This window comes from Bradyrhizobium sp. MOS001, assembly GCF_004634465.1.
Lineage (GTDB): Bacteria > Pseudomonadota > Alphaproteobacteria > Rhizobiales > Xanthobacteraceae > Bradyrhizobium > Bradyrhizobium barranii.
In genome coordinates this window covers 1-5006 of sequence record NZ_SPVJ01000112.1, presented here as the reverse complement: position 1 = coordinate 5006, position 5006 = coordinate 1, and the positions used below count along the sequence as shown (strand labels likewise).

Annotated in this window: 2 protein-coding genes and 1 pseudogene; 1 reads left to right on the top strand and 2 read right to left on the bottom strand. The window is 65.0% G+C overall.

The window, feature by feature from the left end; genetic code table 11:
• Window positions 1–291: 291 nt before the first annotated feature.
• Window positions 292–2601, bottom strand: coding sequence for an NADP-dependent malic enzyme (locus CT676_RS42945; protein ID WP_063983646.1), 2310 nt, complete (start codon window positions 2599–2601; stop codon window positions 292–294).
• Window positions 2602–2847: 246 nt separating this feature from the next.
• On the opposite strand from CT676_RS42945, the gene CT676_RS42940 reads away from it, so the two are divergent.
• Window positions 2848–4821 (top strand): hypothetical protein, encoded by a 1974-nt coding sequence (locus CT676_RS42940; RefSeq protein WP_135217272.1) that lies wholly within the window; start codon window positions 2848–2850, stop codon window positions 4819–4821.
• A gap of 70 nt (window positions 4822–4891) precedes the next feature.
• Here CT676_RS42940 and CT676_RS42935 read toward each other — a convergent pair.
• A pseudogene (locus CT676_RS42935) lies at window positions 4892–5006 on the bottom strand (IS110 family transposase); the annotation flags it as partial.

The following is a 5006-nucleotide window of genomic DNA, read 5'->3' as shown; positions in this document are numbered from 1 at the left end:
CTTCCACAAAGCTCGGCTGTCCCGTCCGCTTGACCGCCATCGCTACCCTCCAAGGCTTTGCCCTAGGGAATCACAATTGACGAATTACGCAACAGGCCCCTTGTGGGAGAAGGTGGCATAGGCGGCCTGCGGCCGCCGTTCTTAAGAACGCCGAAGCGAAGCTTCGGCTATGGCGCCGGATGAGGGGTATCTATCCGCGAGCTCAATAGCGGTGGGACTCGTGGATAGAGACCCCTCACCGTCTCGCCGCTAACCACCCTCTCCCACAGGGGGGGAGGGTAAGACGGCATCTTACGTAAACAACGTCGGCTGCTGCCGTGCAGCGCGCTCCTGCGCTTCCACGACCGCAACGGCCGTCATGTTGAGGATGCCGCGCGCGGTCACCGAGGGCGTGAGGATATGGGCGGGGCGTGCCGGGCCGATCAGGATCGGGCCGACGGGGAGCGCATCCGCCAGCGACTTGATCATCTGATAGGCGACGTTGGCGGTGTCGAGGCTCGGCATGATCATGATGTTGGCCTCGCCCTCGAGCTTGGAGTGCGGCAGCACCATTTTCCGCGCAGCAGCTGAAAGTGCCGTGTCGCCCTGCATCTCGCCGTCGGCCTCGATCTCCGGATGCTTCTCCTTCAACAGCTGGGTCGCCCGGCGCATCTTGCGCGAGGACTCGGTGTCGTAGCTGCCGAAATCCGAGTGCGAGACGAAGGCGATCTTCGGCTTGATGTTGAAGCGCTGGACGTGGACCGCCGCCAGCGAGGCGATCTCGGCGAGCTCTTCGGCGCTCGGATTGGGCCGAACCTGCGTGTCGGCGATGAAGAAGGCGCCCTTGCTGGTGATCAGCAGCGCCAGTGCCGCATAGTCGATGATCCCCGCGGAGAAGCCGATGATCTCGCGGACATGGCGGAGGTGGTGCATGTAGCGGCCTTCGACGCCGCAAAGCATGGCATCCGCCTCGCCGCGCATGACCGCGAGCGCGGCGATCACCGTGTTGTTGGTGCGCACCACCGTGCGCGCCGCATCCGGCGTCACGCCGCGGCGGCCGGCGACCTCGACATAGGATTGCACATAGGAGCGATAGCGCGGATCGTCCTCGGGATTGACGAGGTCGAAATCCTTGCCTGCCTTGATCGACAGGCCGAAGCGCTTGATGCGCGCCTCGACGACCGAGGGACGCCCGACCAGGATCGGCGTCGCCAGCTTCTCCTCCAGCACCACTTGCGTGGCGCGCAGCACGCGCTCGTCCTCGCCTTCGGCGTAGATCACGCGCACCGGCTGGGTCTTGGCCTTTGCGAACATCGGCTTCATGACGAGGCCGGAGCGGAAGGCGAAGCGCTCGAGCAGCGCGGTGTATTCGTCAAAGTTGGTGATGGGGCGCGTCGCGACGCCCGACTCCATCGCCGCCTTGGCGACGGCGGGCGCGATGCGCAGAATCAATCTGGGATCAAAGGGGCTCGGAATCAGCGAGCCGGGGCCGAAGCCCTGCGTTTCGCCGGTGTCAAAGCCCTGCGCGACCGCATCCGACGGCGCCTCGCGCGCGAGCTGCGCAATGGCCTCGACCGCGGCGTGCTTCATCTCCTCGTTGATGGCGCTGGCGCCGACGTCGAGCGCGCCGCGGAAGATGAAAGGGAAGCAGAGGACGTTGTTGACCTGGTTCGGATAGTCGGAGCGGCCGGTGCAGATCATGGCGTCGGGGCGCACCTTCCGCGCCTCCTCCGGCATGATCTCCGGGGTCGGATTGGCGAGCGCCATGATCAGGGGCTTGTCGCCCATCGCCTTGGCCATCTCCGGCTTGAGCACCCCTGGTGCCGACAGCCCGATGAAGATGTCGGCGCCGCCGATGACGTCGCCCAGCGTGCGCTTGTCGGTCTTCTGCGCGTAGACCGCCTTCCAGCGGTCCATCGTGGTGTTGCGGCCTTCGTGCACGAGGCCGTCGATGTCGCAGACCCAGATGTTCTTGCGCTGCGCGCCCATCGACACCAGAAGGTTGAGCGTCGCGATCGCGGCGGCCCCTGCCCCCGACGCGACGATCTTGACGTCGGACAGCTTCTTGCCGTTCAGCCTGAGACCATTGGTGATGGCGGCGGCGACGATGATGGCGGTGCCGTGCTGGTCGTCATGAAAGACCGGGATCTTCATGCGCTCCTTCAGCTGCGCCTCGATCTCAAAACATTCCGGTCCGCGGATGTCCTCGAGATTGATGCCGCCGAAGGTCGGCTCGAGCGCGGCCACGGTCTCGACCACGCGCTCGATGGTGTCGGCGGCGATCTCGATGTCGAACACGTCAATGCCGGCGAATTTCTTGAACAGGACGGCCTTGCCCTCCATCACCGGCTTGGAGGCCAGCGGGCCGATATTGCCGAGGCCGAGCACCGCGGTGCCGTTGGAGACCACCGCGACCAGATTGGCGCGGGTGGTGAGCGTAGCGGCCTCCGCCGGGTTCTTGGCGATCTCGGTACAGGCGGCGGCAACGCCCGGAGAATAGGCAAGCGCGAGGTCGCGCTGGTTGGCGAGCGGCTTGCTCGCCTGGATCTCGAGCTTTCCGGGGCGCGGCAGACGGTGATAGGCCAGCGCCGCCTGGTGGAGATCATCAGAATAAGACGACATGCGGTGTCTCGCCTCGCGTTACCGGCTTCAAAATGCCTCATCCGGAGCCGCCGCCCAAGCGGACGGTATTTCCGGGTCATGGAAACGGGATGAAGCACGGCGGGCGCCCCGGTGGCAACATCCGATTACGGCCCCGTCAACAGGGCGCATGGTCAAATACCTGATAGCGCTAGCTTTCCCTAGACCGCGCGGCATTTCCCGAATATGGCAGGTTGCGCAGTGCAAAACGGGCAACTGGAGCTGGGAATGAAGCGGATCCTGATCGGCCTGATCGTGGCAGCCGTGCTTGCCGCGGGCGGATGGTTCGGCTTCAACTTCTATGTCCAGCACCGCGCGACCAGCGAGGTCGAGGCGGCGTTCGAGCAGATGCGCCAACAGGGCGGCAAGGCGAGCCACGGCAAGATCACGTTCGAGCTCGCGACCCGGACGCTGACGATCGAGGATATCGCGGTCACTCCCGGCAACCTGCCGCAGGCGCAGATCAAGATCGCCGGCATCAAAGGAACGGGCGTTCGCCTGGTCGACGATATCAGGTTTTCGGCCGACAGCATCGACATCACCGGTGTTGAGGTCGCACTGGGCCATGCTCCCCCGGCAAAACTGAAAGTCTCCTACAAGATCCCGCAATTGACGATGCGCGACTACGCCGGTCCCGTTCACGCCGCAGCTGGGCCAGCGGACAACTCCCCGATCGAGATGTACCGCTATGCGCTCAGCCAGTACACGGGCGTCACGGCCTCGTCGCTTACGGCCCCGACACTGACGATGAGTTTCGATTCCGGCAACGCTGCCGCCGGCAGCGGCGAGTTCACCTATACCGGGCTGGCGATCCAGAACCTCAAGCACGGCAAGATCGATGCGATGAAGGCCGACCGCGCCGTCATCTCGGTCGAGGTGAAGCAGCCAGGCAAGCCGGACAAGCTGACAGGCGAGCTGTCGAACATCATCGTCAACGATTTCGATGCCACCGCGATCCTCGCGGCGCTCGATCCGCAGACGAGCGGCGACGACAACTATCGCCGGGTCTACCGGCAAGTCTCGGCAGGCCCGTACACGCTCAAATCGGAACAGGCGATGCGCGTCGATATCGACGGCTTCGCCATCGAGGACATCGCCGTGCAGCCGTCGAAATTCCGGCTGGCCGACGTGCTCGCCGCGCTGCCGCAGGATCAATCGGCGCCCCAGACGCCAGCGCAGGCGCGCGACCTGCTGGAGAAGATCGCCGGGGTCTACGAGGGTATTCGCATCGGCAAGGCCGAGATGGGCAAGACGTCGATCGGGACGCCGCAGGGAACAGCCAAGATCAATGCGGTCAGGTACCGCGAGGGCGAGTTCGCCGTCGAGGGCGTCGATACGCCGTCGCCGCAAGGGCAGTTCAAGATGGAGCGCTTCGCGCTCAAATCGTTCAGCATTACGAACCTGATGCGCTGGGCCGCTGGCCTCAGCAATCCCGGGCAGGCGCCCTCGCCCGACCAGATGCTGGGCTTGTTCCGGGTGCTCGAAGGTGCCGAGATCAAGGGCGTGGTCTCGCCCTTCAAGAACACGCGGCAGCTCGTCACCATCGACACGATCAGCCTGAATTGGGGCCAGCTGGTCGGATCGATCCCGAGCAAGGCCAATCTGGTCGTGAAGATGGTCACGCCGACCGATCCCTCCAATCCGGCGCAGCGGCCGCTGATCATGGCGGGCGTGGACAAGCTGGCGATCGACCTCGATCTCGGCGCCGCCTGGACGGAGTCCTCGGGCGCGTTTGCGCTTGCGCCCGCCACCATTGATCTCGGCAACCTCGCCAAGGCGCAGGCCCGCTTCGCGCTCGCCAATGTGCCGCGCGGCCTGTTCACCATGACCGACCCGATGGAGGCTATGAGTGAGATGGCGCAGGTCGAGACCGGCACGCTCGAACTCTCCCTGCGTGACAGCGGCGTCGTCGATCTCGTCGTGGCGCAGTTCTCGCGCATGCAAAATGTCAGCCGCGACGCCGCCCGCAGTACCATCGCCGAGATGATCCGCGCGCAGGGCGAGAAGGTCACGGCCGCCAATCTCGATGCCAAAGCGGCGGTCGATGCACTCGCCGGCTTCGTCGAGACCTCAGGTCAGACGCTGACGATCAAGCTGACCCCGCTCGGCAAGGTGCCGGTGCTTCAGCTCATGGACGCACTGAACAGCGAGCCGATCGTCGCGCTGGCGCAGTTCAGGATCGAGGCGTCGACGGGGCTGTAGGCGACGGCGGTGGTCTTGTGTTCCGGACGCGCTGCAGCGTTCTTACGCTGCTGCGCAGAGCCGGCAACTGTTATGTCGGCTTGACGTTCAGGTAGGGCTTCCTGTCGCGCATCATGGCGTTGAGGACCGTCAGCAGCTTCCTGGCGACGGCAATGAGGGCGAGTTTGGCTGGTTTGCCGGCCTGT